The sequence below is a fragment of the Pseudarthrobacter sp. 1G09 genome, from assembly GCF_050038305.1.
Classification (GTDB): domain Bacteria; phylum Actinomycetota; class Actinomycetes; order Actinomycetales; family Micrococcaceae; genus Arthrobacter; species Arthrobacter equi.
Genome location: NZ_CP188306.1, coordinates 1,642,866 through 1,663,355, shown reverse-complemented (window position 1 = coordinate 1,663,355; position 20,490 = coordinate 1,642,866). Strand labels below are relative to the sequence as shown.

Genomic DNA, 20,490 nt, shown 5'->3' with positions numbered 1-20,490 from the left:
TGCCCGGCGGGTTGGTCCTAGTAGGTGCGGATCAGCTTCCTCAGCAGGACCACCAGCACAGTTCCCGCGGCGGCCAGTGCGGCCAGCGGCTTCCACCGGTCCTGCAGCCCGCCGGAGGATTCGGACAGGCCAGCGAGCTTGTGGGCTGCTGCGTCCTTGCCGCGCCCGGCCAATGCCTGGCCCTGCCGGGCCTTGTCCTGGGCAACCGCGAGCAGGTACCTGCCCTGGGTCTTGACGTCCAGTTCCGTTCCCAGGTTGTCGCGTACCTCGGTGAGGTGCTGGCGGCGCTGGCTCAGGCGCCGTGACAGTTCCGGCTCGGACGCGTGCGGGAATTCCTTGTCGTGCTCGGCGGCCTTGGCAGCTTTCTCAGCCTTGGCCTTGGCCGCGGCCTCATCCTTGGCAGCCTTCGCGGCCTTGGCCTCGGGGCTTGCCGGGTCCAGCACGGCGGGGTTGAAGGACGAGCCTTCCTTGGCCACGCCGATATCGTGCTTGATGCCGCGGATGGTTTCTTCCGGCAGCAGGGGCATGGCCTTCTTGAACCTGGCGAGGCCGATGAGGCCGCCTACCAGGGCGATCAGCAGGAACGCGGCGGAGACCAGCAGGGCCGCCAGCCAAGCGGGCATGATGGTGGCCAGGCCCATGATGGCTGCGACGATCAGTCCGACCACCAGGAGGGCCAGGAAGACCAGGGCAACGGCGAAGAAGGCGGCGGCGACGCCGACCTGCACGCCTTTGCGCTTGAGTTCCATCTTGGCGAACGCGATCTCGTCGTTGATCTGGCGGGGCGCCAACCTGGCAAGGAGCTTGACCGTTCCGGGCAGCGCTGTGATGCGCAATCCGGGTCTGGTCTGCCCGCTGTGACGTCCGCTCATCGGTTCCGCCTAACTGGTTTGTGTGCTCGATCCGGCATCGTTTGTCCCGGGAATGTGCACAGGCACAGTTCCCGCCACAAAACTACCATTCAGGTTCAGGGGGAACTTCGGGGCTTGCCGGGCGGCACTGATTACAACGCTGCAAATGATGGGGTACCGGGCCTAGGATGGACATCCGTGACCACTGCTTCCAATCCGGGCGACCTGCTCAGCCGCCGCCGCAGACTTTTGTACATCTTCCTCCTCGGCGCCCTGACCGCCCTGGGGCCTTTCACGATCGACCTGTACCTGCCGGCCTTCCCCGCCCTGGAGGCCAGCCTTGGGGTGACCGAGGCGCAGGTGCAGCTCACCCTGGCAGGGACCACACTGGGCTTTGCGTTCGGCCAGCTGGTGGTGGGTCCGTTCAGTGACAAGTTTGGCCGCCGGAACCCCCTGATCATGGCCACGGCGCTGCACATCGCAGCGTCGATCGGTGCGGCGCTGTCCACTGACATCACCACCCTCGGGATCTTCCGAGTGCTGATGGGCGTGGGCGCTGCGGGCGGCGGCGTGGTGGCGATGGCCATGGTCCGCGACCTGTTCTCCGGCTACGCCATGGTGAAGATGTTTTCCAGGATGGCTTTGGTCAACGGCCTGGCGCCCATCCTGGCGCCGGTGATCGGATCGCAACTGCTGCTGGTGATGCCCTGGCCCGGAATCTTCGTGTTCCTTGCCTCCTACGGCACCCTGGTGATCGTGGCAGCGCTGGTCCTGGTCCGTGAAACGCTGCCGCCGGAAAAGAGGGGGCAAAGCGGCATGACGGCCCGGCAGCGCTACCGGGTCCTGTTCAGTGACCGGATCTTTGTGGGCCTGCTGATGGTGGCGGGCCTGAACTTCGGCGGACTGTTTACTTACCTCTCGGCCTCGCCGTTCCTGTTCCAGGGCGTGTTCGGCTTCTCAGCCCAGGAGTACGGGCTGCTCTTCGGCATCAACTCGCTGGGCATCGTGGCGGGGGTACAGACCAGTTCACGGCTGATCAGGCGGGTGCCGCCGCAGTGGATCCTCGCCGCAGCGACGGCCTGGATGTTCCTGATGGCCCTCCTGATCGTGGTGTTCGACCTCCTGGGCTTCGGCCTGTGGGGCGTGATGGTGCCGCTGTGGTTCTACATCCTGGGGACCGGTTTCATGTTCCCGTGCGTGCAGGTCCTGGCGTTGGCAAACCACGCCTCCCAGGCCGGCACCGCCGCTTCCCTGCTGGGCGCCGCTACCTTCATGATGGCCGGGCTCATCTCCCCCGTGGTGGGGTGGCTGGGCATCACCAGCACCAGCATGGGAGCGGTCCAGGCCGTCTGCATCCTGCTGGCCATGTCAGCCCTGTGGCTGGTGGTCCGTCCCCGTACGGTCCCGGCCATCAGCTGACATGATGAGGGCATGAAACACCGGCCGCACCGGAACGGACGGGGACTCTTCCTCGGGGCGGTGCTGGGCGCCGTGGCGGGTTACTTCGCGGGCCGCGCCGCCGGCAACCCGGCGATGGGAATCATTCTCGGTTCACTGGCCGGCGCGGCGCTGCTCTACCGGGTCAACCCGGGCAGACGGAACCGGCGCTGACTCCGGGTTTGGACGGCTTCTGCAGCAATTGCCGGAGGCAGCGGCCGCGTGGCTGTACCGGGCCAATTGGCTGCGCGATAAAATGTGTCCGTGCCCAGTTGGCAGGATCGACCCCAGCTACCGGCCACATGGCAACGGTGCGATGCCCGGATCCTGCCCCTGTGGTGGGACCGGGCGTGCGTGCAGATGGGTGAACAGTCGGCCGCCCTGTACGCGGCCGGGCTCTTCACCGAGGACCGCCGCCGGCCGATCGCCCAATGGTTCAACCCCGCGTTCAAAGCCGCGCTGCTGGTGGCGCCCGAAACCTCTCCGGAGTGGCCCGTGCAGCGGTTCGGCATCTTCTATGCACCGCCGGATGCAGGCTTCGTGCGGATCCACTCTGCCCCGCATGAATGGAGCCCCCGGCAGCCCCGCAAGTCCCCCACCGAGCAGGAAGCGTTCCTGGCCGCGATAGCGGAGGCGGAGAGGTTCCTGCAGGTTGAAATGGACTTTGTTTGAGGGGGCAAAAAGCCCCCGCCCTCCACTGGAGGACGGGGGCTTTTCCGTGCAAGCTCCTCCTGCTGGACTTGAACCAGCAACCCTTCGATTAACAGTCGAATGCTCTGCCAATTGAGCTAAGGAGGAATGAAGCAGGTATGACCTTAGCAAAGGATTCCGGCAAAAGTGAAATCGGCGGAATCCCGTGCCCTCCGGCGTGTTCCGGGAGGGGAAAAGAGCCAAAAAATCCCCGTTCCGGAAGACCGGAACGGGGATTGGCAGCTCCTCCTGCTGGACTTGAACCAGCAACCCTTCGATTAACAGTCGAATGCTCTGCCAATTGAGCTAAGGAGGAATGAAGCGGGTATTAGCCTAGCAAACACCCTGGCTGGAAGCGAAATCGGCGCATTGCACCGGCATCAGGACAGGCATCGCGCCAGGCCATCAGGTCAGGCATCGGAGCGCAGGGACCTGCGTTCCATCTCGAGCATCATCAGCTCGCGGTTGAGCCGTTGGAACGCCTCAGGGTCTGCAGCGGGATCGAGCCGCTGGAGCTGGCCCATCTTGTCCGCCTTGACCCGGGTGATCTGCAGCTCGAACAGGCGGGACAGGATGTCCCGGCAGTACTTCTGCACGCCTTCCTCCGTGCTCGCCGGCAGAGGCACCACTGCCAGCTCGGACACCAGCGGCCGCAGCGGCTCCGGGACCTCGTGCATCACGTGCTCAACCCAGCGCGCAGGTTCGGCCACCATGCCGGGCCCGGTGGCGCGCATGGCGTCATGGACGGCCTGGAAGGCCGGGGTGGCAAACCTGGCGGCGGCGAAACGGTCCCAGACGGCCCCGGAGAGCAGCGCCGGCTCTTGCAGCGCCACCTCCAGCGCCTGGCGTTCCATGGAGGCCACAGGGTCCCGCGGGTCGGGGCGGTGATAGGACGGGACGGCGCCCGACGCCGGTCCGGCGGCAACGCCGGGCCCGCCGGCTTCTGCGGGCCTTCCGGCAGCGTGGGCGCCCTGTTGTGCCGAGGCGGCCCCTGCACCCCCCTGCGGGCCTGCAGACCCGCGTTTCATGGCTGCAGCGACGGCCCTGTTGGCCTCTTCGACGGACATGCCGAGCCATCCTGCCAGTTCGCGGGCGTAGGCGGGCCTGATGCCGGCGTCGCGGATCTGCCCCACCACCGGAGCGGCTTCCCGCAGCGCTGCGACGCGGCCTTCAACGGTGTCCAGGTTGTGGCGCTTCAGCGACGCCCGGATGGCGAATTCGAAGAGCGGCCGGCGGCTGCTGATGAGGGCCTGGACGGCTGCGTCCCCACGGGCCTGGCGAAGGTCGCACGGATCGGCGCCGGTGGGTTCCACGGCCACGTAGGTCTGCGCAGTGAACCGCTGGTCCTCCTCGAAGGCACGCAGGGCCGCCTTTTGGCCGGCGGCGTCGCCGTCGAAGCAGAAGACCACCTCTCCCCCGGTGCCGTCGTCGGAGAGCAGGCGCCGGGCGATCTTGATGTGCTCGGTGCCGAACGCCGTGCCGCAGGTGGCCACCGCCGTCGTAATTCCTGCAAGGTGGCAGGCCATCACGTCGGTGTAGCCCTCCACCACCACAAGCTGGCGCTCCTTGGCGATGCTTTTCTTGGCGAGGTCGATGCCGTAAAGGACCTGGGACTTCTTGTACAGCGTGGTTTCGGGGGTGTTGAGGTACTTGGGCCCTTGGTCGTCCTCGTAGAGCTTGCGCGCGCCGAAGCCGATGGTGTCGCCCGCGATGTCCTTGATGGGCCAGATGAGGCGTCCCCGGAAGCGGTCGTAAATGCCCCGGTTGCCTTCCGAGAACATCCCCGTGAGCTTGAGCTCGGCATCGGTGAAACCGCGGCCGCGCAGGTGCTTGAGCAGCGCGTCCCAGCCCTGCGGGGCGTAACCGCAGCCAAAGTGCTCGGCGGCAGCGCGGTCGAACCCGCGGCCGAAGAGGAAGTTCCGTGCCTCGGCGGCGCCGGGGGTCAGCAGCTGGGCCCGGAAGAATTCATCGGCAATCTTGTGCGCGTCCAGCAGCCGCTGGCGCCGCCCCACTTCCTCGCGGTTGGGCCCGGTGCCGCCGTCCTCATAGCGCAGCTCGTAGCCGATGCGGGCGGCAAGTTTTTCCACTGCCTCGTGGAAGGAACTGTGGTCCTGCTTCTGCACGAAGGCGATGACGTCGCCGTCCTCGCCGCAGCCGAAGCAGTGGTACCTGCCCACCTGCGGCCGGACCGTGAACGACGGCGAGCGCTCGTCGTGGAAAGGGCACAGGCCTTTCCACGTCCCCAGCCCGGCACCCTTGAGGGTGACGTAGCCGTCCACCACTTCCTTGATGTCCGTGCGCTGGCGTACTTCGTCGATATCTTCACGTTTGATCAGGCCAGCCACAGAGTAATCCTAGTCCCGTGGACTGGCAGCCCGGCCCCTCCTGTAATTCCGCTCACCACAGCGAGGGCAGGCTCCCCACCAGGCGCTCGTACATGGCCAGGGCGGAGCCGTCGGTCAGCGACGCCACCTGGTCGATCACCACACGCAGCCGGGCACCGTCGTCCCGGGCATCGCGCCAGTCTGCGGCGAACATCGGCTCCAGGTGCCGGTCGCCGGTGGCGCTCAGGGCCGTGACCAGGGCGTGCAGGACCTCGCGCTGGCGTTCATAGATGGGTTGCCGGTGCTCGGTGGTCATGACGAACGTGGTGGCCATGCCCTTCATGACGGCGATCTCCATGACCGTCTCGTCCGGGACCATGAGCTCGGCGCTGTAGCGGGTGAGCCGGCCAGGCCCGTAGACCGAGCGCGTCGTTTCGAGGGCGCTCTGGCAGAACCGGCCAATGAGCTGGCTGGTCATGTTCTTCAGGGCGGCCATGGACTTGCGGCTGCCGTCCGCTTCCCGCACCCAGACGTCGGTGGCCTCAAGCCGGGCCAGTGCGGCGTCGATGGCGGCGGGGTCGTTGTGCGGCAGGTACCACTGCTTGGCGTAGCCCACCACGCGGGCGCGGTGGTCCGGGTTGTCCATCCACCGCAGCTGGAAGTGCCCGGCAACAATGGCGTCCTCCACGTCGTGCACGGAGTAGGAAATGTCGTCGGCCAGGTCCATCACCTGGGCCTCCAGGCAGGAACGCCGCTCGGGCGCACCCTCCCGGATCCAGTTGAAGATGGGAAGGTCATCCTCGTAGGCACCGAACTTGCTGGTGCGCCGGCCATGGATCACCGGCGCATCGAGCGCGGACCAGGGGTATTTCGACGCCGCGTCCAGGCTCGCGCGGGTAAGGTTCAGCCCGGCGGGATGGCCGCCGGCGGTGAGCACCTTGGGTTCGAGCCGGGTAAGGAGCCGGAGGGTCTGGGCGTTGCCTTCGAACCCGCCAATGGCGTGCGCCACCTCGTTCAGGGCGGACTCCCCGTTGTGGCCGAACGGCGGGTGCCCGAGGTCGTGGCTCAGGCACGCGGTGTCCACCACGTCCGGGTCGCAGCCCAGCGCGCGGCCCAGTTCGCGGCCCACCTGGGCCACCTCGAGGCTGTGGGTGAGGCGGGTCCGGACGAAGTCGTCCGTATCCGGCGCCACCACTTGGGTCTTCGCCCCCAGCCGGCGCAGGGCCGATGAGTGCAGCACGCGGGCCCGGTCGCGTTCGAAGTCCGAGCGGTAGGTGCTCTTGGGCGGCTCCTCCACCCAGCGGGCGGAGTCCCGGGAGCCATAGCCGGAGAACGCTCCGGCCAGGGCGGGGCCGGCGGGAGTTTCAGCTACGGGAACCTCAGCCACCGGAAACGTCCAGTTCGGCCGCGGCGATCTCCTGCGACTGTGCATCGTTCAGCGCCCGGGAGTCCAGCCAGTCCTTGGGCAGGGCGGGCCGCTTGGGTGACCCGGCCCGTCCGCGCGGGCCTTCTGCGTCGCCGCCGGGGTAGGGCGAGTCCAGGTCCAGCTCGGCAAGGGTGTCGCGGAGAATTTCGAGGCTGGTCACCAGCGCCAGCCGGGTGCGGAGTTCGCCGCCCACCACGTAGCCCTTGAAGTACCAGGCGATGTGCTTGCGGATCTCGCGCAGCGCCTTGCCCTCGTCACCGAAGGTTTCCACCATCAGTTCGGCGTGCCGGTAGACGCCCTCGGCCACCTGGCGCAGGTTGGGGCGGTGGCGGATGTCACTGCCTTCGAACGCTGCCTGAAGGTCGCCGAAGAGCCACGGCCTGCCCTGGCAGCCGCGGCCCACCACCACGCCGTCCACGCCGGTTTCGCGGACCATGCGCACGGCGTCTTCGGCGGACCAGATGTCGCCGTTCCCCAGCACCGGGATGTCCGGCAGGGCCTCGCGGAGGCGGGCGATGGCTGACCAGTCCGCCTGGCCGGAGTAGAACTGCGCCGCGGTGCGGCCGTGGAGCGCGACGGCGGCAACACCGGAATCGCGGGCGATCCGGCCGGCGTCGAGGTACGTGAGGTGGTCATCGTCGATGCCCTTGCGCATCTTGATGGTCAGCGGGACGTTGCCCTTGGACGCTTCCCGCACGGCGGTCTGGACGATGGCGGTGAAGAGGTCGATCTTCCACGGCAGGGCGGAACCGCCTCCGCGGCGGGTGACCTTCGGGACGGGGCAGCCGAAGTTCAGGTCGATGTGGTCTGCGCGGTCTTCTTCCACCAGCATCCGGACGGCCGCGCCCACTGTGCCAGGGTCCACCCCGTAGAGCTGGACGGACCGGACCTTCTCGTCGTCGTCGTGCGAAATGATCCGGAGGGACTCGGGGGTCCGCTCCACCAGCGCGCGGGACGTGACCATTTCGGCCACATACATGCCGCCGCCGTATTCACGGCACAAACGGCGGAAAGCGGAATTGGTGATCCCTGCCATGGGGGCCAGGATTACCGGCGTGTCCACAGTGAGGGGACCCAGCTTCAGGGGCGGGAGTTCCAGCCGGGCGGCGGGTGGGGTTGCTGCAACAGTCACTGTTCCATTGTTGCAAATCCGGCCAAATCGGGTGCCGGACCAGCCGGGGAGATGTCCCCCTCCTGGACGATCACGCCAATGCGGGCGATAAGGCGCCCCTGCCTGCCCCATTCGGCGACGTGGTGCTGGCGAGCGCCGGCACCACCCCCGCACCAGTCCCGGCGGTCAGCCGCGGCCGGCCCTGCGGCTCCGGCGGGTGGGAAGGGGGCCATCGTCGGCGCCGCGGGACGCGTCCGCGTCGACGCCGGGTACGGTGGCGCCCTCCGGGCGTTCCGCAGCCCTGCGGGACCGTGCTTCGAGAGCCGCTGCGGCGAGCGCTCCCGTGTCCTCGACGCCTTTTGAAGGCAACCCCCCGCCGTCGTCCGTCCACTCCTTCGCTGCGCGCTGGCGGAATCCGGACGGCGCAGTCCGCGGCGTGCCCGTCGCGGCGTTGACGCCCGCAGGGGTCACGACGGCGGGAGCTTCCTGCCGGATGCCGGTGGCCTTGACCACCAGCACGGCGATGAGCGTGGTCACCGGGATGGCCAGCACCAGGCCGATGGATCCGACGAGGGTACGGATGACCTCCTCGGAGAGTTCGGCGCTGGTGAGGGTTTCCGCCAGCGGCCGGTCGTACAGCATGACGATGATGAGGATGGGCAGGGCCGCTCCGGCGTAGGCAAACGCGATGGTGTAGACGGTGGAGGCGATGTGGTCACGGCCGATCCGCATGGCCGACGTAAACAGTTTGCGTGCGCTGCTGTTGGGCGCCAGTTCGTAGAGTTCCCAGACGGCAGAGGACTGGGTGATAGTCACATCGTTGAGGACGCCAAGCCCGGAGATGATCAGCCCGCACAGGATCACCCCCGAAATGGAGATGTTCGCTGACGTGTTGATCAGGGTGGTGGCGTCATGGTTGCCCACCCCGGCGAGGTTGGCGGCGCTGGTGGCCCACCAGGCCAGGAGCGCGGTGATCGCCAGCCCGAACATCGTCCCGAGCAGGGCGGTGGATGTCCGGGCGGAGAAACCGTGGGCGAAGTACAGCACCCCGATCATGATCACCGTGGATCCCACCAGGGCCAGCAGCAGCGGCGGCTTGCCCTCCACCAGCCCGGGCAGCATGAAGCTGGCCAGCACGAAGTAGGCGCCCACCAGGCCAATGAGGGCGCGGAGGCCCCGCCAGCGGGCCACGGCGATGACCACGAAGGCATACAGGATAGCCAGCAGGACAATGGGCAGGGTCCGGACGAAGTCCACGAAGATGTAGGCCGGTGAGCCCTGCGTGGAAGCCGCGCCCTGGGCATTGGAAAGGTTGAGGTAGCGGATCCGGTCGCCGGCCTTGACGCCGTGCGACGTGGCAACGTCCGGGTTGATGACCACCTTGACGGGGCTGCCGCCCTTGTCCGGTTCGGTGAACGCGAACGTGCAGTTGGACCCCTGGGGCTGCTGGCCCGAGCCCTGCTGCGGCCGGCCGCCCTGCCCCTGCTCCTGGGTGGCCACGCCCTGCATGCAGTTTTCCGTTGCCACGTCCTTGATGGTCCCGGTATCGAAGGTCACTCCGGGCGCCGTCGAGTAGGGGTTGGCCAGTGAGATGCCGTCCTTGCTTCCGGACGGCCACAGCATGGCCATCCCGGCGAGGGTGAGCAGTGTGATGGGGATCAGGATGGCGGCGAGGATGCGGTTGGCCTTCCTGCGGGCAGCCATCGCCTGGACCGTCGGCTCCGAATGATCTGTGGAAGCGTGGGAGTGTCCTGCGCCCATCAGCAGTTGAACCTCATATGTTGAACTCTACTTGGGGCACCGTAGGGTTTATAAATGGACCATTCGGACTTGGAGGTACCGGCGTGGGCAACCGTGACATGAAGGATAACGGCGGGGTGCAGACCGGGCAGCGGCCCGTGGTTCCCCTGCACCGGCCTGCACTCAGCGTCCTGGAGGCGTCCGGACCAACGAGGGCGGTGGCTTTGGTACTGCATGGCGGCAAGGCCCGCAGCAGGGAACCCGTGGAGGCGCGCCACCTGAGTCCCGCCAGGATGGTTCCCTTCGCCCGGCACCTGCACCGCGCGGGCCGCAAGCACGGGCTGGCTGTCTGGTCCCTCCGCAACAGCGTCCGCGGGTGGAACGGCAACGACATGTCGCCGCTGCAGGATGCGAAGTGGGCGCTGCAGCAGATCGAGGAAAGCCACCCCGGGGTTCCGGTCTTCCTGGTGGGTCACTCCATGGGCGGCCTGACCGCCGTCTGCGCCGCAGACCACCCGCAGGTGCAGGCAGTAGTGGCGCTGGCCCCCTGGCTGAGCCCGGAAACGCCGGCCGGGCGGGTTGCCGGCCGCAAGGTCCTGATCGTGCACGGGACCACTGACCACATGACCAGCCCCCGGCAGTCGTTGGCGTTTGCGCGCCGCGCCTCCGCGGAGGCGGCCAGCATGCAGTACGTCTCGCTCAAGGGCGTTGGCCACTTCATGCTTCGCAAGGTCAGGATCTGGCACATCCTGGCCACCGGATTCGTCATCCAGGCCTTTGCCGAAAGCACCGGCGCCGCTGTGCGCCCGGCCCGAGCCTTCGGCCAGCTGCTGCCCGAAGGGTCCGTGCACGTAACCCTGTGAGCCGCAGCGACGTCAACGGGACCGGAGGGTGGGCCTCCCCTGCCATCATTCCCCTCCCCTCGGAAGGAGGCAGCCATGCCCTGGCGACCGGCGCCCAATGACCGCTTCTACCGGCTGATCGTCCGAACCGGGCTGTTCCTCCGGTGGGCTTTCCGGATCAGGGTCATCAGTACCGGAACCGGGCGCCTGCCTCCAGCGGTGCCGCGCAGCGGGGTTTCCCGTGCGGTGGTTCCCGGCACCGGAGCGGTCTTTGCCGTGACGCACTTCGGATACCTGGACTTCGCCGTAGCCGAACTGCTGCTCTGGAAGCAGGCACGGGCGCAGCTGCGGTTCCTGATCCACCAGGGTGCGGCCGACCACTGGTTCGCGGGCCCGGCGGTCAGCGCCAGCGGCCATGTGGTGGTGGGCTACACCGACAGGGCCGGCGCCTACGACGAGGCCGTCGCGAAACTGCGTGCCGGCGAGTACCTGGCCGTTTTTCCGGAAGCGGGCGTGAGCCGCAGTTTCACGGTGCGCGGCTGCAGGACCGGTGCGGTACGCATGGCGGCCGAAGCCGGAGTGCCGGTGATTCCCGTGTCCGTCTGGGGCGCGCACCGCCTGTTGACCCGCGGCCACGGGTTCTCCCTGCGCCGGGCTTGGCGCGCACCGGTACGAATGCATGTTGGCAGTGCCTTGACCTACGCGCCGGACGTTGATGCCGAGGCGGCAACGGCCTCCCTGCGTGACATACTCCAGGACGGGATCGACCGGTGCATCAGCGACTTTCCGCTGCAGCCGGAACCCCGGGCATGGTGGATGCCTGCGCACCTGGGCGGGGGCGCCCCTACCGACGCCGAACGGAAAATCCTGGACAGCGACGACGAAGCCCGCGGCCGCCGTCGTGGTCCCCGCAGGAAATAGCCACCCGGGCCTTCCTGCACTCCCTTAAGCACGTAGCGCCAGCTGCCGTTCTGACGGATCAAAACGGAAGCTGGCGCTAGCTGCTTCGGGCTGCGGGCCGGGCTTGCCTAGTCGGAGACGACCAGGGTCTCCGCCGCGGCCAGCCGGGCCTTCCCGCTTTCCAGCAGGGGTTCGACGGCGGCGCGCAGGGCAGCCATCGAATCATCGAGTTCCAGCATAACCGGGTGCTGGTACGCAATCAGGGCCAGCATGTCCCGGACGGCCTCGGCGGCATCGTCGGCCGCCAGGGCAGGGTCATGGCCCACGAACACGTCAGTGGGTGCTCCCGGAGCGGCAGCATCCCGGCCCCCGGGGCCCTCACCGGCGTCCGCCGCGTCCGGGGTTGCCGGGGCGGCGTAGCTGACGGCGAATGCCCGGATGCGGCCCTTCTTGCTCGGGGCCACGCCCTGGCCGAACGCCGATTCGGGCTGCGCCCGGAGGACAATAGCGCCGTGAGCTCCGGTGAGTTCGTCCAGGAAGAGTTTCTGCACCTGGCCAACGGACAGCACTCCGGGCGAATCCCAGTCATGGATGGCGGTGTAGTACCGGCCCACCACGTCGGTCAGTTCAACCGATCCGGTGGCCAGGTCCATCACCACGTCGGCGCCCGCGTTCTCGCCGCTGACCGGCCGGCCGCCATGGTCCGTGTCCGGGAAGACCGGCAGCTTCAGCGCGCCCGGCTGCACAACCACCAGGCGTGAACGCTGGATGGGAGCGAGGCCGGCGGCCCCGGCAAAGGCGTCGCCCGGGGTGCCGGGCTCCACCTTGGCACGCAGCTTAGCCACGCCCGACGGCGCGTTCTCTGCTTCGCGGCGCAGCATGGCCAGGAGCGTGGCACCGATACCGGTGCGCCGGTGGTCCCGGGACACCTCGATGTAGCTCCACAGGCGTTCCGGGTGCAGCGCCGCTTCATAGACGACGCCGGCGGCCACGGGGATGCCGACGCCGTCGATCACGTCTTCGGCAACGATGCAGCGCCGCCACGGCGCGCCGCCGGTTCCGTTGGAGGACGGCGCCAGGGCGCTGCGGAACTGCCGGGCCTGCGCGGTTTCCGGGCCGCCCCAGATCTCCAGAAGGGCGAGGTCGTCACCGTCGCGCCATTCGCGGTATTCGATGGCCATGGCTAGGCGCCGATCAGGCGTGCGGCCAGGTAGCCCTCCACCTTGTCCAGGGAGACCCGTTCCTGGCTCATGGTGTCGCGTTCGCGAATGGTCACGGCCTGGTCCTCGAGGGTATCGAAGTCCACGGTGATGCAGAACGGGGTGCCGATCTCATCCTGGCGGCGGTAACGGCGGCCGATGGCACCGGCGTCGTCGAAGTCGATGTTCCAGTTCTTGCGGAGCTGGGCGCCGAGGTCCTTGGCCTTCGGGGACAGGGCCTCGTTGCGGCTCAGCGGCAGCACGGCAGCCTTGACCGGGGCCAGGCGCGGGTCCAGCTTGAGCACCGTGCGGACGTCGACGCCGCCCTTGGCGTTGGGTGCCTCGTCCTCGGTGTACGCGTCGATCAGGAACGCCATGAAGGAGCGGGTCAGGCCGGCGGCGGGTTCGATGACGTACGGGGTGTAGCGCTCGTTGGTGGCCTGGTTGAAGTAGCTCAGGTCCGTGCCGGAGGCCTTGGCGTGGGTGGAGAGGTCGAAGTCCGTGCGGTTGGCCACGCCTTCCAGCTCGCCCCACTCCGAGCCCTGGAATCCGAAGCGGTATTCGATGTCCGTGGTGCCCTTGGAGTAGTGGCTGAGCTTTTCCAGCGGGTGCTCGAAGAACCGCAGGTTTTCCTCACGGATGCCCAGGCCGGTGTACCAGGCCATGCGCTCCTTCATCCAGTACTGGTGCCACTCTTCGTCAGTTCCGGGCTCGACGAAGAACTCCATTTCCATCTGTTCGAACTCGCGGGTGCGGAAGATGAAGTTTCCCGGCGTGATCTCGTTGCGGAAGGACTTGCCAATCTGGCCGATGCCGAACGGCGGCTTCTTCCGCGAGGTGGTGAGGACGTTGTTGAAGTTCACGAAGATGCCCTGCGCGGTTTCCGGACGGAGGTAGTGCAGCCCTTCCTCGCTGGCCACCGGGCCCAGGTAGGTCTTGAGCAGGCCGGAGAATTCCTGCGGTTCGGTCCATTCGCCGCGGGTGCCGCAGTTGGCGCAGGCGATGTCCTTCAGGCCGTTTTCCGCGGGGCGGCCCTTCTTTTCCTCGTACTCTTCTTCGAGGTGGTCTGCGCGGTACCGCTTGTGGCAGGACAGGCACTCCACCAGGGGGTCGGAGAAGACATCAACGTGGCCGGAAGCTTCCCAAACCTGCTTGGGAAGGATGACCGAGGAGTCCAGGCCCACCACGTCTTCGCGGCCGCGGACCATGGACTGCCACCACTGGCGCTTGATGTTTTCCTTCAGTTCGGCGCCGAGGGGCCCGTAGTCCCAGGCTGAACGCGAACCTCCGTAGATCTCACCGGCCTGGAACACGAAGCCCCTCCGCTTGGAGAGGGAAATGACCTGGTCGAGGACGGATTTTGCTGCCATGGGGGTAACTCCAATTTCTACAGGGCCGCTGGGTGCGGTCCGCGGTTTTCAGGCCACGCACGGCACCGGATGTGGGGCACGTCCGGTGCCCTGGCGGGCGGATGAAGGGATGCGTGAAAGCTGCGTTTCCTAGCCTACCGGCCGCCGTCCACGGAGCGCGCCCCGTGGCCACGGCAGTGTTGCCAGGATGATGGCCGCAAGAGTCAGGATGGTGCCCAGGACGGTGGGAAGGGCCACCACGCTGCCCGGGGCCGGCACGAAGACGTCCAGGGCCAGCGAACCCATCAGCTGCCCGGCGATCATGCCCAGGCCGGTGACGAGGACGCCGAGGGTCCGGACCAGGAGGGCGCCCAGGCCGATGAACACACATCCCATAGGGCCGCCCAGGTAGTACCACCACTCCGCCGGCAGCGGGTTGCCGGGGCCTGCCACCACCAACTTGATGGCCAGTACCGTCCACAGGACCAGGCAGCCGGCGATGAAGTTGACCAGCGTGGCGGCAATCGGGGTGCCGTAGTGCACGGTTGCGGTGCCGTTCATCGCCTGCTGGAAACTCATCAGGAAGCCCGCCGCCACGGGCAGCAGGAGGGGCAGCAGCAGCGCGGCAGCCCCTCCGCCGGACTCCGCGCCGGAACCGGATGCGGCGAAGCGCGGGGACACGGCCCAGGCGACAGCGGCGATGGTGAGGATGCAGCCGACAACGCGGATACCGGTGACGGATTTCTTGCCGGCGGGGCCCAGGCCCAGCTGGTCCACCAGCAGGCCGCTGACCGTCTGGCCTGTGACGGTGGCCACCGTAAAGAGCGCCACGCCCAGGATGCCAACAGTGAAGGTCTGGGCAAACACGAACAGCGCGCCGATGCCGCCGGCCAGGACGTAGGCGGGCGGGAAAGCCCGGCTGCGGACCGCGGGAATGATCCGGGCAAGGCCGGCCCGGCCACGCGGCAGCAGCAGCGAGATGAGGATCATGACCAGCAGCCCTGTGCTGAAGCTCACCACCGCGGCGCTGATGCCGTCGTCGAGCCGGGCACCCAGGGCGCCGTTGATCCGGCCCTGGACGGGAATGGCAAGGCCCGCGCCCACCGCCAGCGGCAGGCCTGCGAGTACGGGCAGGCGGGAGGTGGAGGTCATTGGATCCACCTTACGTCAGGCATTATTGCTCTATGAGCATCCCCGTTGACGACGTCCCCATCCGCGACACCATGATCCGGCTGGGTCAGCTGCTGAAGCTTGCCAACCTCGTGGAGGATGGCGTGGAAGCGGCTGAGCTGATCAAGAACGGGCTGGTAAAGGTCAACGGCGAGATCGACGACCGCAGGGGCCGCCAGCTGCACAACGGCGACACCGTCACCGTGAACGGCCATACCGTGCGGGTGGTGGCACCCACGGCGGACTAGCTGCGCGGCTGCCGCGCCGTCGTCGTCCGCCCTATTTCTTCAGGACCTCGTGGGTGAGGAATTCGCCCACGTGGCCAATTTCCTGCTGGTTGATGCCGTGCCACATCCCTGTGTAGAGCACCTTGGTGAGCTTGACGTGCTTGCGCACCCAGCCCATGGTGTAGTCGATCTTGTCCTCCGTGATCACCGGGTCCTGCTGGTCCCGGCCCCAGAACATGGGCACGGTGCCGTCCAGCTCGGCATCCTTGAACGTGGGGTCGTCACCGGCGTCCACAACGAACCCTGAAAGTCCGACGACGGCTGCAAAGTCCGCTGGACGTTGCCGCAGGAGGGTGGTGGCCATGGCCATGCCCATGGAGAAACCGAGCAGGGACACCGAGGGGTGCCCCTCCTTGATGCTGTCGATCCAGTCCAGGACGTAAGCCGAAGCCTTCTTGACCCGTTCCAGCGAATAATCGATCGAGGCCGTCAACGGGAACCAGGTGAAGCCCGGGCCCGTGGCGATCGGGGCACGGACGGAGGCCACCGCGAACCCGCCGGGCAACAGGTCCGCGAGGCTCAGCAGGTCCTGCTCGTTGGCGCCGTATCCGTGCAGGAGCACCAGCAGGGGTTTACCGTCCCGCTCGCCTTCAGGGTGCGACCACAGGGCGACGGGGGCAGGAAATACTTCGGCTTCAGTCATGGTTTCCATTCTTACAGTTACCCGAAAGTAACAACCTACGTTCGCGTAGGCAGCGAGGCGGAAGGCAGGATAGGACCCGTGACTGACGCAAGCCCCCTCCAAAACCCCATCACGGACACCGGATCCCACCCCTGGACCCGGTATGTGGCCATGGGCGACTCCTTTACCGAGGGCATCGGCGACCCCGAACCCTCAAGCCCCGGCGGTTACCGTGGCTGGGCCGACCGCGTGGCCGAAGAACTGGGCCGGACGCTGCCCGACTTCGCCTACGCTAACCTGGCCGTCCGCGGCCGGTTGCTCCAGCAGATCGTCGACCAGCAGCTCGCTCCGGCACTGGAGCTCAAGCCCGACCTGGTGACGCTCTCCGCGGGCGGCAACGACCTGATCCGCCCCGGCGGAGACCCCGACGCCCTGGCCGAAAAGCTGGATTCCGTGGTGCAGATCCTGTCCATGGGCGGAGCCACCGTGGTGCTGTTCAATGGTCCCGACACCGGCTCTTCGGTGCTGGGAAGGATCCGCAGCAAGGTGGCCATCTACAACGAGAACCTGCGGACCGTGGCAGCGCGGCACGACGCCGTGATTGCGGACATGTGGTCCCTGCGGCAGCTCAGCGACCCCCAAATGTGGGACCAGGACCGCCTGCACTTCTCTCCGCTGGGCCACCACACCATCGCAGCCATGGTGCTCGAGTCCCTGAACGTGAAGCACACGCTCGAACCCCGCCACCCCAAGCCGCTGCCGCCGAGCACCTGGCGGGAGGCCCGCACGGGCGACCTCGTCTGGGCCCGCGAATACTTTGTGCCGTGGGTGCTGCGGCGCCTGCGCCACCAGTCCTCGGGCGACGGCATCACGGCCAAGCGTCCGACGCCGGGCCCCGCCTTTGGACCGGGCGTTCCCCTGGGTTCGGGGGAAGGTCCGCTGGGGACGGCCGACGCAGTGCGGCGCTGAGCTGCCCTGCTCCGCTCTGCCCTGCCCTGGCCTGCCCTGGGCAGCCCTGGGCAACCCTGGGCAGCTTGCCGGTGACCGCCGGAACGGCATGCGGTCCGTGACCGTTAAGCTGGAAAGACCCACTCGAGAGGCGCAGCACCGTGAGTAACCTGTTTTTCTGGATCATCATCCTGTCGTTCGTGATCCCGATGGCCATGCGCATGTACCGGAAATCGGTGGCAAAGCGGAACCACGACCAGAGCTTTCCCGGCCGGTACCCCGAACAGTTCCCCGGCGCCGGCCAATATCCCGGCAGCCAGGACCCCGGCAGCCAGTTCCCCGGGTCGGCCGGGCCGCAGAGCAGGCAGCCTCGTGACGGCTACACCCAGCAGGACTACTATTCGGGCGGGTTCCGGCAGATCGGGCAGCAGGCACCGAACGTTCCGCAGTCCGGGCCCTACCAGTACGGCCAGCCGCCGGTGCCCGGCCAGGGCGGGCAGCCCTTCGGACAGCCGCCGTACGGGGAGCAGCAGCCCTACAACCAGACCCAGCCCGGCCAGCAGCAGCCCGGGTACCCCGCACCGGAACAGCCGGCAGCACCCGCCACTCCCCCGCCGCCGTCGGCCCCGCAGGGATTCCGGGCGCGGAAACTCGCGGAACTGGACCAGAAGTACAGCAACGGCGAAATGTCCATGGAGGACTACATGGCCCGCCGCAGCGAAATCATGAACGGCTAGCCTGGGCCGCAGAAACCGTTTAAGGGCCTCAGGGCGTCATCACGTCCCTGGCATCATCAATCTGAGGCTTGTTCGCTCAGCCCGGCTCTTAAGGGTTCGGATCCGCGGACAAGCCTCTGTTTCATGTGCGGGCCGCGCTGCTAGGCCAGGAACTCCGACCGGAGCTGGGTTCCCAGCTGGCCGATCTCGGTAAGGAAGCCGTCGTGGCCGATGGGCGCCTGGATGAGGTGGACCTCAACGTCGCCGGGCAGGGCCTGGGCCAGCTCATGTGACTGGGACGGGAAGTAGAGCCGGTCCGATTCCACGGCCGCCACGAAGAACCGGGCACTGGTCCGGGCGAGGGTATCGGCCAGGCTTCCCCGGCCGCGGCAGACGTCGTGGCTCATGAGCGCCTCCGTGAGGACGATGTAGCTGTTCGCGTCGAAGCGCCGGACGAGCTTGCTCCCCTGGTGGTCCAGGTAGCTCTCCACCTGGTACCGGCCCCTGCCGGCAAGGACCCCGCCCTGCAGCGGCGACTCCGAAGCCTGGGCTTCACGGCCGAAGCGGTGCTCCAGCTCGGCGGCCGACCGGTAGGTGATGTGGGCAATGCGGCGGGCGAGCGCCAGGCCGTCCTCGGGGCAGGGACCGCCGTAGTAGTCGCCGTGGTTGAAGTTCGGGTCCTGCCGGATGGCCAGGGTCTGCGCCTGGGCGAACGCGATCTGTTCGGCCGTGCTGGCGGCTCCCACCGAGATGACGGCGCAGCGCTGCACCCGTTCGGGGAAGGTGACGGCCCATTCGAGGGCCCGGGCGCCGCCCATGGAGCCGCCCAGCACCGCGTACCAGCTGCTGATGCCCAGCTGGTCCGCCAGGCGGGCTTCAGCTTCCGTGCTGTCCCGGAGCGTCACCAGGGGGAACCTTGAGCCCCAGGGCTTGCCGTCGGGGCCGGGCGAGGACGGCCCCGTGGAGCCGTAACAGCCGCCCACAATGTTGATGGAGACCACAAAGAAGCGGTCCGTATCCACGGGGGCGCCCGGCCCGGCCAGGTGCTCCCACCAGCCTTCCTCGTCGGTGTCCCCGCGGGTCACGTGCGTACTGCCGGTCAGGGCGTGCTCCACCAGGATGGCGTTGCTGGCATCGGCGTTCAGCGTCCCCCACGTTTCGTACGCCAGGGTGACGTCCGGCAGGAATCCGCCGCCCTCGAGCTGCAGGCCGCCGATGGAGGCAAAGCGGACAATTCCGTGTTCGGGTGCGGTTGTACGGGCGACGGTAACCGTCATGGCAAGACCTCTTCTACGCGCTTGCCCGCCGTCGTTTACCGGCAGGCCAGGTCTTCACCCGGGGCACCCCGCCGCGGAAGGAGGGTTGCCGGCCAGCAAGCCGGGGCTGTCACTGGCACTCATGACCTGGTTCGAGTGTACGAAACACCCCCCGCTGATGGCCAAGCATGTGACTGGTTGTGACTTGCCGGTCCGCGCTGCTTTTCCCTGACGGCAGCCCGGCGGAAAGGGAGGCCGGCCGCCTGGCCGGCCTCCCGCCGTCGTACGTCTTCGGCTTAGCCGGCCGCGCCCTTGGCGGCCCGGAAGCCCGCTTCAAGGTCTGCCAGGATGTCATCGATGTGCTCGATGCCTACGGACAACCGCACCAGGCCGGGCGTCACCCCAGCTACCGCCTGCTGTTCCGGCGTCAGCTGGCTGTGGGTGGTGGAGGCAGGGTGGATCACCAGGGACCGGACGTCGCCGATGTTGGCGACGTGGGAGTGCAGTTCCAGGGCGTCGACGAACCGCTGCCCCGCTTCGGCTCCCCCGGCAAGGTTGAAGGCGACGACGGCACCCGTCCCCTTGGGCCCGTACTTGCGGCCGCGCTCGTACCAGGGGCTGGACGGCAGGCCTGCGTAGGCGACGGATTCGACGTCGTCCCGGCCTTCCAGCCAGCGGGCTACCTCGGTGGCGTTGGCCACGTGGCGTTCCACCCGCAGACTCAGCGTTTCCAGGCCCTGGGCGATCAGGAAGGCGTTGAACGGCGAGACGGCCGAGCCGAGGTCCCGCAGGAGCTGGACGCGCGCCTTGAGGATGTAGGACAGGTTTGCGCCGAGGAGCCCGTTTTCCCCGAGGTCCCTGCCGTAGACCAGGCCGTTGTAGGTGGGGTCCGGGGTGTTGAAGCCCGGGAACCGTTCCGGGTCCTTGCTGAAATCGAACTTGCCCGAGTCGACGATGACGCCGGCGATCGCCGCGCCGTGCCCGCCAAGGTACTTTGTGGCCGAGTGGACCACGATGTCGGCGCCCCATTCCAGGGGACGGATCAGGTACGGCGTAGAGAGGGTGTTGTCCACGATGAGGGGCACGCCGGCCTGGTGCGCCACCCCGGAGATGCCTTCGATGTCCAGGACGTCCTGACGCGGGTTCGAGACCACCTCGCCGAAGAACAGCTTGGTATTGGGCTGCACGGCGTCCCGCCACTGGTCCAGATTGTCCGGGTCCGCCACGAACGTCACGGTGATGCCGAACTTCTTCAGCGTGTGGGCGAACAGGTTGTAGGTTCCGCCGTACAGGCTGGGGCTGGCCACGATGTGGTCGCCCGCCTCTGCGATGTTGAGGATGGCGAAGGTCTCCGCGGCCTGGCCGGAGCTGAGCAGCAGGGCGCCGAGTCCTCCTTCGAGACTGGCGATGCGCTGCTCCACGGCCTCCTGGGTGGGGTTGCCGATGCGGGTGTAGATGGGGGCCAGTTCCGCCAGGGCGAACCGGTTGGCCGCGCTTTCGGCGCTGGGGAACACAAACGAGGTGGTCTGGTAGATGGGCAGGGCCCGGGCGCCGGTGGCGCCGTCGGGCTCCTGGCCGGCGTGGATCTGGCGGGTTTCGAAGGACCAACCGTTGGACATTCA

At 67.8% G+C, this 20,490-nt stretch carries 19 protein-coding genes, 2 tRNA genes and 1 riboswitch; of the genes, 8 read left to right on the top strand and 13 right to left on the bottom strand.

All coding sequences use genetic code 11. The features are described 5' to 3' along the window. Positions 1 to 17: 17 nt before the first annotated feature. Positions 18 to 872 (bottom strand): phage holin family protein, encoded by an 855-nt coding sequence (locus ACP3TD_RS07650; protein ID WP_426766546.1) that lies wholly within the window; start codon positions 870 to 872, stop codon positions 18 to 20. A gap of 177 nt (positions 873 to 1,049) precedes the next feature. On the opposite strand from ACP3TD_RS07650, the gene ACP3TD_RS07645 reads away from it, so the two are divergent. From ACP3TD_RS07645 to ACP3TD_RS07635, 3 genes are all read left to right on the top strand, one after another. Beyond that, positions 1,050 to 2,270 (top strand): multidrug effflux MFS transporter, encoded by a 1,221-nt coding sequence (locus ACP3TD_RS07645; RefSeq protein ID WP_426766544.1) that lies wholly within the window; start codon positions 1,050 to 1,052, stop codon positions 2,268 to 2,270. A gap of 12 nt (positions 2,271 to 2,282) precedes the next feature. After that, on the top strand, positions 2,283 to 2,462 hold the full coding sequence (locus ACP3TD_RS07640; RefSeq protein ID WP_426766542.1) for a hypothetical protein: 180 nt from the start codon (positions 2,283 to 2,285) through the stop codon (positions 2,460 to 2,462). A 90-nt stretch (positions 2,463 to 2,552) separates the two neighbouring features. Continuing rightward, positions 2,553 to 2,960, top strand: coding sequence for a hypothetical protein (locus ACP3TD_RS07635; protein ID WP_056083688.1), 408 nt, complete (start codon positions 2,553 to 2,555; stop codon positions 2,958 to 2,960). A gap of 53 nt (positions 2,961 to 3,013) precedes the next feature. On the opposite strand, the gene ACP3TD_RS07630 is transcribed toward ACP3TD_RS07635, so the two are convergent. From ACP3TD_RS07630 to ACP3TD_RS07605, 6 genes are all read right to left on the bottom strand, one after another. Further along, a tRNA-Asn gene (locus ACP3TD_RS07630) sits at positions 3,014 to 3,086 on the bottom strand. A gap of 135 nt (positions 3,087 to 3,221) precedes the next feature. Next, positions 3,222 to 3,294, bottom strand: a tRNA-Asn gene (locus ACP3TD_RS07625). 94 nt (positions 3,295 to 3,388) lie between these two features. Beyond that, positions 3,389 to 5,323, bottom strand: a complete 1,935-nt coding sequence (gene dnaG / locus ACP3TD_RS07620) for a DNA primase (protein ID WP_426766541.1) — start codon at positions 5,321 to 5,323, stop codon at positions 3,389 to 3,391. Positions 5,324 to 5,375: 52 nt separating this feature from the next. Then, positions 5,376 to 6,689, bottom strand: a complete 1,314-nt coding sequence (locus ACP3TD_RS07615; protein ID WP_426766540.1) for a deoxyguanosinetriphosphate triphosphohydrolase — start codon at positions 6,687 to 6,689, stop codon at positions 5,376 to 5,378. Then, positions 6,682 to 7,860, bottom strand: a complete 1,179-nt coding sequence (dusB, locus tag ACP3TD_RS07610; RefSeq protein WP_426766539.1) for a tRNA dihydrouridine synthase DusB — start codon at positions 7,858 to 7,860, stop codon at positions 6,682 to 6,684. Before dusB ends, ACP3TD_RS07615 begins: the two co-directional genes overlap by 8 nt. A 165-nt stretch (positions 7,861 to 8,025) precedes the next feature. Then, complete coding sequence (locus ACP3TD_RS07605; protein WP_426766538.1) at positions 8,026 to 9,600, bottom strand: YibE/F family protein; 1,575 nt, start codon at positions 9,598 to 9,600, stop codon at positions 8,026 to 8,028. Between the two features lie 98 nt (positions 9,601 to 9,698). Here ACP3TD_RS07605 and ACP3TD_RS07600 point away from each other — a divergent pair, with 98 nt between their 5' ends. Together ACP3TD_RS07600 and ACP3TD_RS07595 are read left to right on the top strand one after the other, a co-directional pair. Beyond that, positions 9,699 to 10,442: an alpha/beta hydrolase gene (locus ACP3TD_RS07600; RefSeq protein ID WP_426767160.1), complete on the top strand. Its 744-nt coding sequence runs from the start codon at positions 9,699 to 9,701 to the stop codon at positions 10,440 to 10,442. A gap of 75 nt (positions 10,443 to 10,517) precedes the next feature. Further along, positions 10,518 to 11,342: a lysophospholipid acyltransferase family protein gene (locus ACP3TD_RS07595; RefSeq protein ID WP_426766537.1), complete on the top strand. Its 825-nt coding sequence runs from the start codon at positions 10,518 to 10,520 to the stop codon at positions 11,340 to 11,342. Positions 11,343 to 11,449: 107 nt separating this feature from the next. Here the strand turns inward: ACP3TD_RS07595 and ACP3TD_RS07590 are convergent, their stop codons facing one another. The 3 genes from ACP3TD_RS07590 to ACP3TD_RS07580 form a co-directional block, all read right to left on the bottom strand. Beyond that, positions 11,450 to 12,502: a GNAT family N-acetyltransferase gene (locus tag ACP3TD_RS07590; RefSeq protein ID WP_426766536.1), complete on the bottom strand. Its 1,053-nt coding sequence runs from the start codon at positions 12,500 to 12,502 to the stop codon at positions 11,450 to 11,452. Positions 12,503 to 12,504: 2 nt separating this feature from the next. Next, positions 12,505 to 13,890 carry a glycine--tRNA ligase gene (locus ACP3TD_RS07585; RefSeq protein WP_091719181.1) on the bottom strand — a complete coding sequence of 462 codons (1,386 nt, stop codon included), beginning with the start codon at positions 13,888 to 13,890 and terminating at the stop codon, positions 12,505 to 12,507. Positions 13,891 to 14,019: 129 nt separating this feature from the next. After that, a complete protein-coding gene (locus ACP3TD_RS07580) occupies positions 14,020 to 15,021 on the bottom strand; it encodes a DMT family transporter (RefSeq protein ID WP_426766535.1) in 1,002 nt (333 codons plus the stop codon). Positions 15,022 to 15,053: 32 nt separating this feature from the next. Here ACP3TD_RS07580 and ACP3TD_RS07575 point away from each other — a divergent pair, with 32 nt between their 5' ends. Continuing rightward, the gene (locus tag ACP3TD_RS07575; protein ID WP_426766534.1) at positions 15,054 to 15,287 is read left to right on the top strand and encodes an RNA-binding S4 domain-containing protein; all 234 of its coding nucleotides are present in this window, start codon (positions 15,054 to 15,056) and stop codon (positions 15,285 to 15,287) included. Positions 15,288 to 15,318: 31 nt separating this feature from the next. Here the strand turns inward: ACP3TD_RS07575 and ACP3TD_RS07570 are convergent, their stop codons facing one another. Then, positions 15,319 to 15,969: an alpha/beta hydrolase gene (locus ACP3TD_RS07570; protein WP_426766532.1), complete on the bottom strand. Its 651-nt coding sequence runs from the start codon at positions 15,967 to 15,969 to the stop codon at positions 15,319 to 15,321. Positions 15,970 to 16,047: 78 nt separating this feature from the next. Between ACP3TD_RS07570 and ACP3TD_RS07565 the strand changes: the two genes are divergently transcribed. Together ACP3TD_RS07565 and ACP3TD_RS07560 are read left to right on the top strand one after the other, a co-directional pair. Then, a complete protein-coding gene (locus tag ACP3TD_RS07565) occupies positions 16,048 to 16,917 on the top strand; it encodes an SGNH/GDSL hydrolase family protein (protein ID WP_426766530.1) in 870 nt (289 codons plus the stop codon). 140 nt (positions 16,918 to 17,057) lie between these two features. Continuing rightward, positions 17,058 to 17,633, top strand: a complete 576-nt coding sequence (locus ACP3TD_RS07560) for a hypothetical protein (protein WP_426766528.1) — start codon at positions 17,058 to 17,060, stop codon at positions 17,631 to 17,633. A gap of 140 nt (positions 17,634 to 17,773) precedes the next feature. On the opposite strand, the gene metX is transcribed toward ACP3TD_RS07560, so the two are convergent. Beyond that, entirely contained in the window at positions 17,774 to 18,889 is a 1,116-nt protein-coding gene (metX, locus tag ACP3TD_RS07555) for a homoserine O-acetyltransferase MetX (protein WP_426766527.1), read from the bottom strand. Between the two features lie 12 nt (positions 18,890 to 18,901). Further along, a riboswitch (SAM riboswitch) is annotated at positions 18,902 to 19,016 on the bottom strand. A gap of 148 nt (positions 19,017 to 19,164) precedes the next feature. Continuing rightward, positions 19,165 to 20,487, bottom strand: coding sequence for a bifunctional o-acetylhomoserine/o-acetylserine sulfhydrylase (locus tag ACP3TD_RS07550; RefSeq protein WP_426766526.1), 1,323 nt, complete (start codon positions 20,485 to 20,487; stop codon positions 19,165 to 19,167). Between the last annotated feature and the right edge of the window lie 3 nt (positions 20,488 to 20,490).